The following is a 15,303-nucleotide window of genomic DNA, read 5'->3' on the forward strand; positions in this document are numbered from 1 at the left end:
GAGTCCATATAAATATAGAACTCAGGTTACTTAGTTGTGCTTTTTGAATACAGTCTACTTGACAGGGGTCACTTCAAAAGTAGGGGATTTTCTTATTTTTTCATTGTTTACGTCTTTTTCGTACATATGGTTGTCAAGGAGAACAAGGAGAGGGAAAAGGTGGGGGCTTGCTGCCTGCAGATAGCGGGATAAATTGGATGTTCAATACCTTTGTTGTAATAGAAACAAGAGGTTCACCTAGTAATAATATAAAATCACTATTTATTTGGGTTAGTGCCAGATACTGCCGTAGTAAAACGATTTATAAAAGGAAACGTATTATTTTAGTAGATAGAGAATATTAGAAGTCTGGGAATTTATATTTTTATAATATGTAAAAAACACAATTCTTTATTAATATCATTCGGTTATCATATAATAATGCTTGATAGATAAATAGATAAAGAGAAGGGGAAAGTGAATCTATGAAAAAGAATATGAAAGTTTTAGCGATGGCAGTTGGTCTAACAATTATGGGATCAACGACAGCTGCTTATGCAAGCCCTGGTGGATTGGACAAAAATGGTGGACATACTTGCCGAACAAACTGTGGGAAATATGGGCTTGAAACAGGAGAATACCATTATCATAACAATTGGAAACAAGATAATGGAAAGTGGTATTTCTATGATCAAAATGGAACGAAAGCGAAAGGTTGGAAGGAAATTAAGGGTACATGGTACTATTTTTATGGTAATGGCCAAATGGCAGCTAATACAACGATTGACGGTTACAGACTTGGTGCTAACGGTGCGATGCAACAAGGTCAAACAGTGCAAACAGGTTGGAAACAAAATGGATCTGTATGGAATTACTACAATACAAACGGCGTGAAGCAAACGGGTTGGCAACAAGTAGGAGGCGTATGGTACTACTTCAACGGAAGCGGAGCAATGCAAACAGGCTGGCAGTCAATTAACGGTGCTTGGTACTACTTCAACGGAAGCGGAGCAATGCAAACAGGCTGGCAAGCAATTAGCGGCACATGGTACTACTTCAACGGAAGCGGAGCAATGCAAACAGGTTGGCAAGCAATTGATGGAAAATGGTACTACTTCAACGGAAGTGGGGCAATGCAAACAGGTTGGCAACTCATTAAAGGAGTAAAGTACTATTTCGAAAGTAATGGTGCTTGGAATCCGAATAAATAGTAAAATGAATATGGAAGATTAACGGAAAAATAAAATAGCACCTATCTTATTTTTATAAGATAGGTGCTATTTTTTATTGGATTTTTGCTTTTTCAGATTCAATAGGTTGTCTTTTTCGATAAATAACATAGCTACGGCGTAAATATTTTACTGGAACGCTAAAGACATGTACAAGTCTTGTAAATGGCCATGTTGCAAAGAGCCCCATCGCTGCAATGATATGGATTTTAAACCAAATAGGTACTTCTGCCATATATTCTGCTTTCGGCTGGAAAACAAAGAGGCTGCGGAACCATGGGCCAATTGTTGTTCGATAATCAAATCCTTTTGCATCAATATTGAAAAATGTAGAGGATAGACCTGCTAACATTACAATGAACAAGAGGACGAGGGCGACATAATCTCCTTTTGTACTTGTTGCGATAATGCGTTTTACTGTAAAGCGACGATACATTAAAATCACTAAACCAACAATTGAAGCAATTCCTGCAGGAAGACCGAAGCCGATAGCGACCATATGATACATATGCTCAGAAATACCGAAAGAGGTATATACAGATTCTGGTATTAATATTCCCATGATGTGTCCACCGATTACGAACATAATGCCAAAGTGAAAGAGTAAACTTCCGATTCGGAGCATTTTCTTCTCTAATAGTTCGCTAGATTTTGATGTCCAGCCAAATTGATCATAGTTGTATCTGAAAATGTGTCCACCGATAAAGATTGCGAAAATGATATAGGGGAACAGCACCCATAAAAATTGATCCATCATTTTGACGACACTCCTTTCTAATTCGCTTGTACTCCCCAGGCATCGATGGCGAGGAGAATGGCAGCAAGAATTGGTTCGTACATACAATTTGCTTCTTTTAACTGTCCGTGTAATGCTTGTATATCTTTCGTGTATCTACTCATAATTGGTTCGCTATCTTCTTCATTTGCGTTTGCGAGAAACTCAAGTAGAAGCGGTAGATAATCAGGTAGTTCTTTATCTGTTACCGCAAAGCCAGCTTTTTGATAGTGTTGTTTTAGCTCTAATAATTCAATTCCACGCTCTCTTTGTTCACCTGTGTTCATGTAAGTGAGATACATATTTGTTTTCTTTCCAAAGTCGAATGTATATACGTAAGAATCAATGAGTTGATCGTTTGTTTTTTCTTGAGCTTGTTTGATGAAAGCTGTAAGCAACGTGTGAATTTCTTCATGTGTAATCGTATCAATTGTTTCTTGTAGTTCTGGTAAAGCTTCTCTCCATCCTGTTTCAGGATAGGAGAGAAGGAAGGAAGCACAAGAAAAAGCAGTTTGTAAACCTTGTTTCATAGCTATTACCTCCTTAGTTTAAGAGAGTGTCATACAAGAACCTGGGCCGCCTGTGAAGGAAAGGCCGCAGCTTCCTTGTTCACTATATAAATCTGCAACTTGTTCACGGTGAGATGTAGGGATAACGAAACGGTCTTTATATTTTGCAATCGCAAGAAGGCGATACATATCTTCTACATCTTCTTTCGTTAAACCGAGTTCTTTTAATACAGCTTCATCTGGTTCTTTATTAATTTGCAGTGCTCTCATATGAGTTCGCATAACAGCCATTTTTTTCAATGTAAGACGAATATGTGATTCATCTCCTGCAGTAAGTAAGTTAGCTAAATATTGAATTGGAATACGCATATTATCAATAGCAGGGAAAATTTCTTCTGCTTGCCAGTTGCTTCCTTTCCCTTCCACCATATTCATAATCGGGCTAAGCGGTGGAATATACCAAACCATCGGCATTGTCCGGTACTCTGGGTGAAGAGGAAGGGCGATTTTCCAATCAATAATCATTTTATAAATTGGTGATTCTTGAGCCGCTTTAATCCATTCTTCAGGAATACCTTGTTTTTTTGCTTCCGCAGCTACTTCTGGATCATTTGGATCTAAGAAGACAGTAAGCTGAGATTCATATAAATCTTTTTCGTTTGGTGCAGAAGCGGCTTCCTTTACTTTGTCAGCGTCATATAACATTACCCCAATATAACGAATACGTCCTACGCATGTTTCAGAGCAAATCGTTGGCATACCAGCTTCGATACGCGGGAAGCACATTGTACATTTTTCTGCTTTATTTGTTTGCCAGTTAAAATATACTTTTTTATATGGACAAGAAGAAACGCAGAATCGCCAAGCGCGGCATGCATTTTGATCAACAAGGACAATCCCGTCTTCTTCACGTTTATACATCGCTCCAGATGGGCAAGAAGAAACGCAAGATGGATTCATACAATGTTCGCAAATGCGAGGCAGATACATCATAAAGACATTCTCGAAATCTGTTTTAATATCTTCTTCCATTTTCTTGACGTTCGGATCTTGCAAGCCTGTTATATGTCCGCCTGCTAAATCGTCTTCCCAGTTTGGGCCCCATTCAATTTTGTCGATAAACTCTCCAGTAATTGCTGATTTTGGGCGAGCTACCGGTTGATGTTTTCGCTGCGGACTATTTGTTAATGTTTCATAATCATAGTTCCAAGGTTCAAAGTAATCATCGATTGTAGGTTGATCTGGGTTATGAAAAATGTTCATGAGACGTTTCATTTTCGAACCGGATTTTAGCTGGATTTCACCGTTTTTTAATTCCCAGCCGCCTTTATATTTTTCTTGATCTTCCCACTGTTTTGGATAACCAATCCCAGGTTTTGTTTCCACGTTGTTGAAATACATATATTCAGCACCTGGACGATTCGTCCAGGTGTTTTTGCACGTTACGCTACAAGTATGGCAGCCGATGCATTTATCTAGGTTCATTACCATTCCGACTTGCGCTTTAATCTTCAAGCCAATCTACCTCCTTCAGTTTGCGGATCACGACGTTTAAGTCACGCTGGTTACCAGTTGGACCGTAGTAGTTAAATCCATAGCTTAATTGACCGTATCCACCAATCATATGTGTTGGTTTTACATGAATGCGGGTTGGGCTATTATGCGTTCCTCCGCGGTTGCTCGTTAATTTTGTACCAGGCACGTTAATATGACGGTCTTGTGCGTGGTGCATAAAGGCCATTCCTCTTGGTATGCGGTGCGTTACAACGGCACGTGCTACGACAACGCCGTTACGGTTAAAGCATTCGATCCAGTCATTATCACTAACACCAGCTTCGGCGGCGTCATCTTTGTTCATCCAAACAGTTGGACCACCACGGAACAGCGTTAACATCGGTAAGGAATCGAAGTACATACTATGAATCGACCACTTATTATGCGGTGTTAAATAGTTTAGTGTAATTTCTTTTCCTTCTACCTCAGGGCGTGATTTACGGAACGGTTTATGTTGCAAGATTGGCTTGAATGTTGCCATTGTTTCACCGAATTCCTTCATCATATCGTGATCTAAGTAGAACGATTGTCGTCCAGTTATCGTTCTCCAAGGGATAAGGCGCTCAACATTTGTTGTAAATGGTGAGTAACGGCGTCCCCCTTTTTCAGAACCAGTAAAGGCAGGGGAAGTAATCACCGTTTTTGGCTGCGCAGTAATTTGTTCGAATGTAAAGCATTCTTCTTCGCGTTCTTCTGCTAAATCGCGCAGATGTAAATCTGTTTGTTTTTCAAGAGCTTCCCATGCTTTTACAGCCATATGACCGTTCGTTGTAGAAGAAAGGGTTAACACCGCTTCAGCAGCATTGATTGCTTCTGTTATATCAGGGCATCCTTTGGCGATAGAGTCAGTGCGAATAACGCCTAATCGACTCTTTAATTGTTCATATTCTTTTTCTGCAGACCAAGAAATCCCTTTCGTACCAATTGGCTGCTTCCCAGTGTTTGGTCCAAGCGCTGTCATCTTGTCATAAATTGTTTTATAATCTCGTTCTACAACATGAATTTGCGGCATTGTCTTTCCTGGTATTGGTTCACACTCACCTTTGCTCCAATCTTTAATCTTGCCAAGCGGCTGTGCCAATTCTTGCGGTGTATCATGAAGAAGTGGTGTTGCCACAACTTCTTTCATCGGATCAAGATCAAGTTCTGTTGCTAAATCAGAGACTGCTTTAGAAAGGGAACAGAAAATATCCCAGTCAGAGCGTGCTTCCCACGGTGAACCGATTGCCGGATTAAATGGATGTACGAACGGATGCATATCTGTACTACTTAAATCGTGTTTTTCATACCAAGTTGAGGCAGGAAGGACGATATCAGAATAAAGTGCTGTTCCAGCCATACGGAAATCTAAGTTAATCAGTAGATCAAGCTTTCCTTCAGGTGCTTCTTCATGCCACTTTATTTCTTCTGGTCGTAATGAATCGCTATCGTCATTCATTAATCCGTTTGTTGTACCTAATAAATGTTTTAAGAAATACTCGTGCCCTTTACCAGAACTTGAGATTAAGTTTGCGCGCCATACGAATAAATTGCGCGGGAAGTTATTTTTGTTATCTGGGTCTTCAATTGCAAATTTAAGTTCTTTTTCTTTTAGCTTTTGCGCAACATATTTTCCGATTTCTTCTCCCGTTGTTGCGCCACTAGCGACAGCTTCTTTATATAGTTCAATTCCATTCTTCTCGAATGTTGGATAAGAAGGTAACCAACCAAGACGAGCAGCTAACACATTGTAATCACCGTGATGTTGATAGCGTGAGTTGCCGACAACTGGCGATGCTAAATGGCCAACTGGTGTATCTTCATAGCGCCACTGATCTGTTACAAAATAGAAGAAGGATGTACTGTTTTGTAATTTCGGCGGACCTTGCCAGTCTTTTGCCATTGCAATTGTTTGCCAGCCTTCTGCCGGACGTAATTTTTCTTGCCCAACATAATGCGCCCAACCGCCACCGTTTACACCTTGTGCACCAACGAGAAGAACAAGATTTAGAACCGCGCGATAAATCGTATCAGAGTTAAACCAATGGTTAATACCAGCGCCGACAATAATCATCGAGCGTCCATTTGTATCAACAGCATTTTGAGCAAACTCACGAGCGATTTGAATAATCAGTTCTCGTTTTACTCCGGTCACTTTTTCTTGCCATGCTGGTGTAAATGGAACATCATCATTGAAGTCTTTCGGTTCTTGCCCGCCAAGTCCGCGGTTGACACCGTAGTTTGCTAACGTTAAGTCGTACACAGTTGTAACGAAAATGTCGCCTTTTTTTGTTGCAATTTTTTTCACTGGAATTGTTCGCTCTAATATTTTGTTTCCGTCATCGGAGAAGTATGGAATTTGTACAGTTTCAACTGCATCTTCCATGCCAAGTAAAGAAAGGCGTGGATCAATTTTTTCGCCTGTTTGCTCGTCTTCTAAACGTAAGTTCCATTTCTTTTCGTTATCCCAGCGTGACCCCATTGTGCCATGAGGCGTTGCAAAATTATTGGTGTTTTCGTTCCAAAGAACAGGTTTCCATTCGCCAAGCTTTGTTTCACGACCAATATCATTCGCGTTTAAGAAACGATCTGCAACAAATTGGTCTCCTTGTTGTTTTAATGTGACAAAGAACGGAAAATCAGTATATTGTTTTGCATAATTTGTGAAGTATTCCACTTGGTTGTCTACGTAAAACTCTTGTAAGATGACGTGTCCCATTGCCATCGCAAGCGCACCGTCTGTACCTTGTTTTACGCTAATCCAATCATCAGCAAATTTTGTGGATTCAGCAAAGTCAGGACTTACGGAAACGACTTTCGTTCCTTTATAACGTACCTCCGCTAAGAAATGGGCATCTGGTGTTCTTGTCATTGGTACGTTTGAACCCCATGTCATAATGTAACCAGAGTTGTACCAATCACTACTTTCAGGTACATCTGTTTGATCACCCCAAATTTGCGGAGAAGCTGGTGGTAAGTCAGCGTACCAATCGTAGAAGCTGAGCATAGGTCCACCCATGAGCTGCATAAAGCGGCTACCAGCAGCGTGACTTAACATCGACATAGCTGGAATTGGTGAGAAACCAACATTTCGGTCTGGACCATATTTGATCACTGTGTATAGTAAGGAAGCAGCGACTAGTTGTAATACTTCATCCCAACTAGCACGAATGAATCCGCCTTTACCACGCGCCTCTTTATAAGTACGTGCTTTTTCAGGGTTTTCCACAATGCTTTTCCAAGCGTCTAGCGGTGATTTGTGATTTTGAAGTTCCTCTTGCCACATATTCCAAAGGACACCACGTACATATGGATATTTCACGCGAAGTGGACTATAAATGTACCAAGAAAAACTTGCTCCACGCGGACATCCACGCGGTTCAAAATCTGGCATATCAGGGCCGGTAGAAGGATAGTTCAGTTCTTGACCTTCCCAAGTTACAATTCCATCTTTCACATAAATATTCCAGCTGCAAGAACCAGTGCAGTTAACGCCGTGTGTAGAGCGGATTACTTTATCGTGTTGCCATCGTTTTCTATACACGTTTTCCCATTCACGGTCTTCATATGTTTCTTGTGTATGATTGTCGTTATAGCGATCTATCGGAGAAAAATATTTTAAACGTTTCATTAATGCTGAAGGTTTCTTTTTCATACTGTTCACTCCTTTATTGCGTCTCTCTTGCTTATTTTCACTATAAGAGAGCATGCAAAATAGAGATGTGATATCTATCACAGTTCAACAGATTGTCAAAAATCAGATTGATATTAAAAAAAATTCCGAAAAGTTGTGACATTTTGCACAGTACAGAGAGAGTTTTTTATGTAGAGTAAAGGAGAAAGAAAAAAGAGTAGCATCTCAAATAGAGAGGCTACTCAATGCTACAAATAGAGGTAGGGCAATCTTCACAAGCAATTTCACATTTTAAAAATTGTAAATTATGAATGGTAATCTTTCCTTTATGGATAGAAATAATTCCTTGTTTTTTTAAATCGTTTAACATACGGTTTACACTTTCACGTGAGGTTGCACAGAAATTCGCAAGCTCTTGATTTGTTAAAGGTAGATCGATAAGAATACCATTCTCTTTTAATATGCCATAACTGTTTGTCATGCGAATGAGCGTGGAATAAAGAGCTCCTTTTTTTCCATGTAACACTAAATCACGGAATTTTGTTTGCATTCTTCGTAAATGTTCACTAATCCATTTCATAAATTCAAATGCAAGAGCAGGTTTTTCAAGCAATGCCTTTTCTAAAGCATCTCGTTTAATGACTCCAACTTCAACATCTTCCAGGCATTTCGAATTTAATAAATATTTTGCATTGTCCGTAAATAATGTCAACTCCCCGATAATATCGTGTTTTGAACAAATGCGAAGTGTTAACTCTTGTCCGTCAGCACTAATTTTACTAATCTGTACTTTTCCAGAGCGGACGATATAGAGTTCTTTTGCCTCCACACCTTCTTGGAAAATATAACTTCCTTTATTAATCTGCATTTTATATTCAACAGATGCAAGTAATTCCTTTAAGTCTTCCGATAATGCCGTACGGTTTGTCACAGCAATCACCTTTCTTTTTAAAGCAGTCTATTTCTTATTTTGGATGTAAATATGGTGAAAATGCAAGAAATATCTTTTTATTATAAGTAATAAGTTTATTTTTAGCAGTGAACAAGCGCACTTTTCACAATGAAAAAAAGAGTGTCCTTTGTAGACACTCTTTTCTTTTACATTACTTAATCCATTCAACAACCATATCCATTGTTTGACGAGTTTTATCACGTTTTGGTTCTTCCGCTCGATAACCAAAAGCAACTAAAACAGACACACCAAATGTATCACCTGAAACAATTCCCTCTTCTTTTAAAATCGCTTCTACTTTTTCTTGATGGAACCCTTCAATTGGGCAAGAATCAATGCCGATTTGGGCAGCTGCAGTCATCATATTACCAAGAGCGATGTATGTTTGTTTAGAAGCCCAATCAAACATGGCACGGTCGCTTTCTAATAATTGAAAATCAGTTTCTTGAAACGCCTTATAAAAACCAAGCTTCATCGTTACGACTTCCTCGGGAAGCTGCTGAATATTTTTCATGAAGTTAGAAATATAGGAAGAGTCATAAATCATATCTTCTTTTTTACGAGCTAATATAACGACAAAATGGCTCGCTGTTGGTAATTGTTTTTGAGCTCCCCAAGCCACAGGGAGAAGTTTGTTGCGAATATCTTGATTTTGAATCACAACAAATTTCCAAGGTTCAAAACCAAATGAACTTGGAGAAAGTCGACCAGTTTCTAAAATAAAATGAAAATCTTCATCAGAGACTTTTTTATTTACATCAAATTCTTTACATGCATGTCTAAATTGATAAGCTTTTAAAATTTCTTCTTTTGTATGTTCCATTTAAATAACCACCTTTTAATTATTTACTTTTTTATAGTAAGTTGATTACAAAATCGATTCTACAATAGTACAATGAATGATATAAGTACGCACATTTTTAGCATATAGTATCAATTTGTATACTAATGGAGAGTGATAAAATGGAACAGAAAGATATAAATCGTTGTTCAGTGGAAGTAACGTTAGATGTAATCGGTGGAAAATGGAAAGGAGTTATCTTATTTCATTTAATGAATACCAAAGAGATTCGCTTTAATCAATTTTTGCGATTGATGCCTGGCATTACGCAGCGTATGTTAACAAGGCAGTTAAGAGAACTTGAGGCCGCTGGAGTAATCCACCGGGAAGTATATAAAGAAGTTCCGCCAAAAGTGGAGTATTCTTTAACGAAATTCGGAAAATCTCTTACACCAATTATTACACTTATGCGTGAGTGGGGAGAGGAATATCGGACACAAATAAAGTAATTTTAACTGAAATGTGAACAAAATTCGAACGGATTTGTGAAGAATTTTTGAATGGCAGGTACGATGTGAGAAATATCACAACGTATATCCTGCTTCTTTTTTATGATGGAGGCAAATAAAAAACATGGAAAATCAATAAAGAGCTCGAGCAAAAACATCGCAGTTTAAAAATATATTATAATAGAATGAAGACAGATAGAATTTAGCAGAAAAGGAGGGGTGACGATGCGCGAGAAGATTAGAGATTCTTTAGGGCGTCCGCTTCAAGATTTACGCATCTCTGTCATTGATCGTTGTAACTTTCGGTGCACATATTGTATGCCGGCAGAAGTATTCGGGCCTGATTATGCATTTTTACAAGAAGAATTTTTGCTTACATTTGATGAAATTGAAAGATTAGCAAAATTGTTTGTAGGTATGGGTGTAAAAAAAATTAGGCTTACAGGCGGTGAACCATTACTACGTAAAGAGTTGCCAAAGCTTATTGAACGGCTCGCGAAGCTGGATGGCTTAACAGATATTGGACTAACGACAAATGGCATTCACTTAACAAAGCAAGCAAAGGCGTTAAAAGAAGCAGGGTTACACCGAGTGAATGTTAGTTTAGATGCGATAGAGGACGATGTGTTTCGCAAAATTAATGGCCGGAATATTAGTACAAAACCTGTGCTAAAAGGGATTACGGCAGCAAAAGAAGCTGGACTTGATGTGAAAGTGAATATGGTTGTGAAAAAAGGGATGAATGATAGTCAAATTATTCCAATGGTTGCTTATTTCAAAGAACAGGAAATTCCGCTTCGCTTTATCGAGTTTATGGACGTCGGCAGTACGAACGGATGGAATTTTGAACAAGTAATTAAGAAACAAGAATTGATTGAGAAGATTAGCGGAGTATATTCGATTGAGCCTGTAGATCCTCATTATTTTGGAGAGGTTGCTAAGCGTTATCGTTACGTGGACAGTGATGCGGAAGTTGGATTTATCACTTCAGTTTCTGAATCTTTCTGTTCTTCTTGTACAAGAGCACGGATTTCGGCAGATGGTAAATTTTATACGTGTTTGTTTGCAACGAAAGGAACGGATTTACGGAAGCTCCTTCGAGAAGGTATTTCTGATCCCGATTTATTAAAGGTAGTGCAAGATGTATGGGAATATCGAGAAGACCGGTATTCTGATGAGCGGACTGAAGAAAGTGCAAATAACCGTCCGAAAATTGAAATGTCTTATATCGGAGGGTAAGAAGGGGGGATGTCGCGTGCAGGAGCGTTATTCAAGACAAATGTTATTTTCCGGGGTTAGCGAAGCAGGCCAAAGGAAAATAAGAGAAAAGCATGTACTCATTATAGGTGCCGGTGCACTAGGAGCAGCAAGTGCAGAGGCGATTGTCAGAGCGGGAATTGGAAAACTGACGATTGCTGACCGTGATTATGTCGAGTGGAGTAACTTACAGCGGCAGCAGTTATATACAGAAGAAGATGCAAAGCAGTATAAGCCGAAAGCAGTCGCAGCATTCGAGCGTTTAAGGCAGATTAATTCTGAAGTAGAAATTGTACCAGTTGTAACAGATGTAGCGGTGCAAGAAATGGAAGAGTTAATTAAGAATGTGGATTTAATATTAGATGCGACTGACAATTTTGAAGCGCGTCTTCTTATTAATGACATTTCGCAAAAATACAATATTCCTTGGATATATGGAGGATGCGTTGGAAGCTATGGCGTCACATATACAATTCTTCCGGGAAAAACACCATGTTTTCGCTGTTTGATGGAGCATCCATCTAGTGGTGCAACGTGTGATACGGCAGGAATTATACAGCCAGCTGTACAATTGGTTGTTGCGCATCAAGTGACAGAAGCACTTAAAATATTGGTAGAAGATTTTGGAGCGCTTCGTGAAACGATGCTGTCATTTGATCTTTGGAACAATCAGCACATGGCGTTTAAAGTGAATAGGCAGAAAAAAGACAAATGTCCATCTTGCGGAAAACTGCGCACGTACCCAAGTTTAACGTTTGAATCACAGATGAAAACAGAGGTTCTATGTGGGCGAAATACAGTTCAAATCCGTCCAGGGGCGCCGCAACTTCTTAATTTAGAAGAAATTAAAAAGCGCTTACAAAAAAGTGTGGATGTGCAAACGACACCATATTTACTATCGTTTCGTGTTGATGAATATCGTTTCGTGTTATTTACAGATGGCAGGGCATTTATTCATGGGACAAATGATATGAAAGTGGCGAAGCGATTATATGCAAGATATATAGGCTGAACCTAAAGGTTGTCCTTTAGGTTCAGGGGACTAAATTAGGATTGTGAATTTCTAATATAATCTCCACTTTTTCCGCCTGTTTTTTCAAGTAAATATGTTTCGCCGATAATCATACCTTTGTCAACAGCTTTACACATATCATACACGGTAAGAGCGGTCGCAGAAGCTGCTGTTAAGGCTTCCATTTCAACGCCAGTGCTACCTTCTGTTTTTACTTTTACTTCAATTCGTAAACGGTATTGCCCTTTCGCCGTTTCCCAATCGAATGAAACATCTACTCCTTTTAGAAGTAAAGGGTGGCACATCGGAATAATATCAGAAGTGCGTTTAGCAGCCATAATACCGGCGATTTGTGCGACGGCTAATACATCGCCTTTCCCAATTTCATTATGAGAGATTTTATCATAAATTTCTTTCGTAACAAGGATGCTAGAGCAAGCAATTGCTGTTCGCACTGTCACTTTTTTATCGCTAATGTCGACCATTTTGGCACGGCCTTGGTCGTTAAAGTGAGTGAATGAAGACATGGAATTCCTCCTTGAAGTAATTGCTATTATAATTAGCATTGTACAATATAAAGTGTAATCAAGATGTGATATTTTGCAAATATGGGGTGAAAACAATGTTAGAAAAACGAGTACCAATTCCAGTTGCTGAAGCAGTGGCGCGAGTTATGACATATGCACACCAAGGTGGAATGGAAAAAGTTTCTATTACCGAAAGCTACGGAAGAATTCTTGGAGAAGATGTTGTGGCAGATCACGATGTTCCGCATTTTGACCGCTCTCCATATGACGGATTTGCGATTCGGGCAGAAGATACGAAAGAGGCGGGGAACGAGCATCCAATTGAGTTTGAAGTGATAGGAGAAATAGGAGCTGGTTCTGTTTTTACAGACGAGGTAAAGGCCTTCGAAGCGGTTCGAATTATGACAGGAGCAGCGATTCCAAAAGATTGTGATGCGGTAGTTATGTTAGAGCTTACGGAAGGATTTGAAAGAAACGGAAGAACGTATATGAAGTTAAAGCGTTCTTTTCAAGTAGGTGATAATGTTTCATTCAAAGGTGAAGATGTAAAACAAAATCAAATACTTGTGAAAAAAGGTACGAAGATTAATCCAGGTGTAGCAGCACTTCTGGCGACATTTGGCTACAGTTCAGTAAACGTTATGAAACAGCCTATTGTCGGGATTGTAACGACGGGAAGTGAGTTGTTAGAAGTACATGAACCACTTGAACCAGGAAAAATTAGAAATAGTAATTCCTATATGATCGCAGCTCAAATTGTTAGAGCTGGCGGGAAAGTACGATATTATGGACAACTTGCTGACGATTTAGAAGCTTGCTATGAAGCAGTGAAAGCCGCGGTGGATGAAGTAGACATTTTAATCACAACTGGTGGTGTTTCGGTAGGTGATTACGATTATTTGCCTGCTATTTATAAAAAATTAAATGCCAATGTTCTTTTTAATAAAATAGCGATGCGACCAGGTAGTGTCACAACTGTAGCTGAAGTAAACGGGAAGCTGTTGTTTGGGTTATCTGGTAACCCGTCTGCTTGTTATGTCGGATTTGAATTACTCGTTTATCCAGTTATTCAAGCATTCCTTCATGCGAAAGAACCACATGCATATCGTACAGATGCTATATTGCAGAAAGATTTTCCAAAGGCAAACCCATTTACACGATTTGTAAGGGGGAAAGCAACGTTTATCAATGGTCAGCTGCAAGTTATACCAGTAGGGCTCGATAAATCAAGTGCGATTTCTTCTCTTGCAGATAGCAATGCTTTGATTGTATTGCCAGGAGGAACAAGAGGATTTGAAGCAGGAATGACAGTTTCGGTGTTATTACTAGAATCAAGCCAAGGAAGTGAGTGGCCGTGGGCAGAACCGCTCCAATCTTACAAATAGTTGGCTATCAAAATAGCGGAAAAACGACGCTCACGGAGAAGATGATTCAAGCTTTTTCGGATGAAGGTATGAAAGTTGCCACAATTAAGCATCACGGACATGGTGGCTACCCGGAAGTACCTCAAAAGGATAGTGAACGTCATAGGCGAGCAGGCGCTGCCGTAAGTGCTGTAGAAGGAGCAGGATTATTATCACTTTCTTCTCTTCGGGATGAATGGTCTTTACAGGAAATCATTCGACTATATGAATTTTTTGAAGTAGATCTCATTTTGATTGAAGGATATAAAAAAGAAAACTATCCAAAAGTGGTTTTGCTTCGGAGAAATGAAGATATTGCTTTACTAGATAAAATGGAGAATGTAATAGCGGTCATTATATGGAAAGAGGTTACACAAAGTTTACCAAAAGCGTATAAAACATTTCATATAACAGAGGAAGACGCATACATGGATTGGTTTACACAAACGATGAGAGGTGCACGATGACAATTTCACATTATGAAGTAGTAGATACACCAATTTCGATTGAAGAGGTTACAAATAAAGTGATTCGCCGTGAATGTGGTGCTGTGACAACTTTCACTGGTACTGTAAGAGAATTTACGAAAGGGCGTCGCACGTTATATTTAGAGTACGCAGCCTATAAGACAATGGCTGAAAAAATGCTTGCGAAGATTGGAGATGAAGTGAAAGAGAAGTGGCCTGGGACACACGTTGCGATTACACATCGCATCGGTACACTTCAAATTTCTGATATTGCCGTTGTTGTTGCTGTATCAACACCACACCGAAAATCGGCATATGAAGCAAATGAATATATTATGGAGCGCATCAAACAAATTGTTCCGATTTGGAAAAAAGAGTTTTGGGAAGATGGTGACTCATGGATTGGTGATCAATTAGAAAAAATACCGTATCCAGACGGGGAGCCTGGAAGGGAGATGAAAAAATGATTCGGGTGTTATTATTTGCGCATTTACAAGAAGATGCGGGGACAAATGAGTTAAAAGTAGATTGTGAAAATATTACTGTTGCAGAATTAAAAAATATTATTACGAAAGAACATCATATCGCAGTTTCAGAGCAGATTATGGTCGCTATCAATGAAGAATATGCAAATGAAGATGACAAAATAAAATCTGGTGATATTGTGGCATTGATTCCCCCAGTGAGCGGTGGTTGATTTTTTCCAGTCTAATCACGGAAGTACGTGATTAGACTG

15 protein-coding genes are annotated in these 15,303 nt (G+C 39.2%); 8 read left to right on the forward strand and 7 right to left on the reverse strand.

The window, feature by feature from the left end; translation table 11 throughout:
- Nucleotides 1-464 precede the first annotated feature (464 nt).
- Nucleotides 465-1,190: a YHYH domain-containing protein gene (locus JDS96_RS32785; protein ID WP_199666732.1), complete on the forward strand. Its 726-nt coding sequence runs from the start codon at nucleotides 465-467 to the stop codon at nucleotides 1,188-1,190.
- Between the two features lie 73 nt (nucleotides 1,191-1,263).
- Here the strand turns inward: JDS96_RS32785 and narI are convergent, their stop codons facing one another.
- The 6 genes from narI to JDS96_RS10345 form a co-directional block, all read right to left on the reverse strand.
- Nucleotides 1,264-1,965 (reverse strand): respiratory nitrate reductase subunit gamma, encoded by a 702-nt coding sequence (gene narI / locus JDS96_RS10320; protein WP_006096259.1) that lies wholly within the window; start codon nucleotides 1,963-1,965, stop codon nucleotides 1,264-1,266.
- Nucleotides 1,966-1,982: 17 nt separating this feature from the next.
- The gene (gene narJ / locus JDS96_RS10325) at nucleotides 1,983-2,513 is read right to left on the reverse strand and encodes a nitrate reductase molybdenum cofactor assembly chaperone (RefSeq protein ID WP_003201180.1); all 531 of its coding nucleotides are present in this window, start codon (nucleotides 2,511-2,513) and stop codon (nucleotides 1,983-1,985) included.
- Between the two features lie 18 nt (nucleotides 2,514-2,531).
- Entirely contained in the window at nucleotides 2,532-4,007 is a 1,476-nt protein-coding gene (narH, locus tag JDS96_RS10330) for a nitrate reductase subunit beta (protein WP_018764557.1), read from the reverse strand.
- The gene (locus JDS96_RS10335; protein ID WP_199666733.1) at nucleotides 3,997-7,680 is read right to left on the reverse strand and encodes a nitrate reductase subunit alpha; all 3,684 of its coding nucleotides are present in this window, start codon (nucleotides 7,678-7,680) and stop codon (nucleotides 3,997-3,999) included. Before JDS96_RS10335 ends, narH begins: the two co-directional genes overlap by 11 nt.
- A gap of 217 nt (nucleotides 7,681-7,897) precedes the next feature.
- Nucleotides 7,898-8,590 carry a Crp/Fnr family transcriptional regulator gene (locus JDS96_RS10340; RefSeq protein ID WP_016116713.1) on the reverse strand — a complete coding sequence of 231 codons (693 nt, stop codon included), beginning with the start codon at nucleotides 8,588-8,590 and terminating at the stop codon, nucleotides 7,898-7,900.
- A 172-nt stretch (nucleotides 8,591-8,762) separates the two neighbouring features.
- On the reverse strand, nucleotides 8,763-9,434 hold the full coding sequence (locus JDS96_RS10345; protein ID WP_199666734.1) for an NAD(P)H-dependent oxidoreductase: 672 nt from the start codon (nucleotides 9,432-9,434) through the stop codon (nucleotides 8,763-8,765).
- Nucleotides 9,435-9,574: 140 nt separating this feature from the next.
- Here JDS96_RS10345 and JDS96_RS10350 point away from each other — a divergent pair, with 140 nt between their 5' ends.
- The 3 genes from JDS96_RS10350 (at nucleotide 9,575) to JDS96_RS10360 (ending at nucleotide 12,170) form a co-directional block, all read left to right on the forward strand.
- Nucleotides 9,575-9,901 (forward strand): winged helix-turn-helix transcriptional regulator, encoded by a 327-nt coding sequence (locus JDS96_RS10350; RefSeq protein WP_018764554.1) that lies wholly within the window; start codon nucleotides 9,575-9,577, stop codon nucleotides 9,899-9,901.
- Between the two features lie 225 nt (nucleotides 9,902-10,126).
- Nucleotides 10,127-11,140, forward strand: coding sequence for a GTP 3',8-cyclase MoaA (moaA, locus tag JDS96_RS10355; RefSeq protein ID WP_199666735.1), 1,014 nt, complete (start codon nucleotides 10,127-10,129; stop codon nucleotides 11,138-11,140).
- 16 nt (nucleotides 11,141-11,156) lie between these two features.
- Entirely contained in the window at nucleotides 11,157-12,170 is a 1,014-nt protein-coding gene (locus JDS96_RS10360) for a molybdopterin-synthase adenylyltransferase MoeB (RefSeq protein WP_016116709.1), read from the forward strand.
- A 35-nt stretch (nucleotides 12,171-12,205) separates the two neighbouring features.
- Here JDS96_RS10360 and moaC read toward each other — a convergent pair whose 3' ends face one another.
- Nucleotides 12,206-12,697 (reverse strand): cyclic pyranopterin monophosphate synthase MoaC, encoded by a 492-nt coding sequence (moaC, locus tag JDS96_RS10365; RefSeq protein ID WP_018764551.1) that lies wholly within the window; start codon nucleotides 12,695-12,697, stop codon nucleotides 12,206-12,208.
- A gap of 95 nt (nucleotides 12,698-12,792) precedes the next feature.
- Between moaC and JDS96_RS10370 the strand changes: the two genes are divergently transcribed.
- Genes JDS96_RS10370 through moaD form a run of 4 tightly spaced genes read left to right on the forward strand, consistent with a single transcriptional unit; the run spans nucleotide 12,793 to nucleotide 15,264 of the window.
- Nucleotides 12,793-14,082 (forward strand): molybdopterin molybdotransferase MoeA, encoded by a 1,290-nt coding sequence (locus JDS96_RS10370; protein WP_097786676.1) that lies wholly within the window; start codon nucleotides 12,793-12,795, stop codon nucleotides 14,080-14,082.
- Nucleotides 14,046-14,567 (forward strand): molybdopterin-guanine dinucleotide biosynthesis protein B, encoded by a 522-nt coding sequence (mobB, locus tag JDS96_RS10375; RefSeq protein ID WP_016116706.1) that lies wholly within the window; start codon nucleotides 14,046-14,048, stop codon nucleotides 14,565-14,567. The genes JDS96_RS10370 and mobB overlap by 37 nt, the downstream gene beginning before the upstream one ends.
- On the forward strand, nucleotides 14,564-15,034 hold the full coding sequence (locus tag JDS96_RS10380) for a molybdenum cofactor biosynthesis protein MoaE (protein WP_033796478.1): 471 nt from the start codon (nucleotides 14,564-14,566) through the stop codon (nucleotides 15,032-15,034). The genes mobB and JDS96_RS10380 overlap by 4 nt, the downstream gene beginning before the upstream one ends.
- Nucleotides 15,031-15,264, forward strand: coding sequence for a molybdopterin converting factor subunit 1 (moaD, locus tag JDS96_RS10385; RefSeq protein ID WP_018782818.1), 234 nt, complete (start codon nucleotides 15,031-15,033; stop codon nucleotides 15,262-15,264). The genes JDS96_RS10380 and moaD overlap by 4 nt, the downstream gene beginning before the upstream one ends.
- Nucleotides 15,265-15,303 lie beyond the last annotated feature (39 nt).

Source organism: Bacillus cereus group sp. N21 (assembly GCF_016483395.1).
Taxonomy (GTDB): domain Bacteria; phylum Bacillota; class Bacilli; order Bacillales; family Bacillaceae_G; genus Bacillus_A; species Bacillus_A pseudomycoides.